This is a genomic window from Bartonella queenslandensis, assembly GCF_018155095.1.
In the GTDB taxonomy this organism is placed as follows: Bacteria; Pseudomonadota; Alphaproteobacteria; order Rhizobiales; family Rhizobiaceae; genus Bartonella; species Bartonella queenslandensis_B.
Genome location: NZ_NAAI01000038.1, coordinates 1 through 551 on the forward strand (window position 1 = coordinate 1; position 551 = coordinate 551).

The 551-nt window shown below is 37.6% G+C and carries 1 pseudogene; it reads left to right on the forward strand.

The annotated features are described in order from the left end of the window. Positions 1 to 551 (forward strand): annotated as a pseudogene (locus B5V81_RS08625) (Vomp family autotransporter); the annotation flags it as partial.

A 551-nucleotide genomic window follows, 5' to 3' on the forward strand; every position in this document is an offset into this window, starting at 1 on the left:
TGCGCCTACTTTTACAGTTAAAGTCTTTGATAAGAATGGTAGTGGGACTGAAAAGAACTATAGTACGGTTGCAGACGCTTTTACTGGCGTAAGTAGTTCTTTCACAAATCTTGATAAAAAGATAGAAAATATAGTCATTAATGGGACAGGTAATAGTCTTGTTAAGCAAGATACAGCAGGACTTATTACCATTGGTGGAGAAGTAAGTGGAACGAAGGTAAGTATTGCGAATGTTAATAATACAGCACGGATTCTTTCGGGCGTTCGTGGTGGTTCGATTACCGCAACATCAACGGATGCAATCAATGGTTCTCAATTTTATGCTATGAGCAATATGGTTGCTAGCTATTTTAGCGGTGATGCTGGCTATAAAGATGGAAACTGGAATGCGCCTACTTTTACAGTTAAAGTCTTTGATAAGAATGGTAGTGGGACTGAAAAGAACTATAGTACGGTTGCAGACGCTTTTACTGGCGTAAGTAGTTCTTTCACAAATCTTGATAAAAAGATAGAAAATATAGTCATTAATGGGACAGGTAATAGTCTTGTTA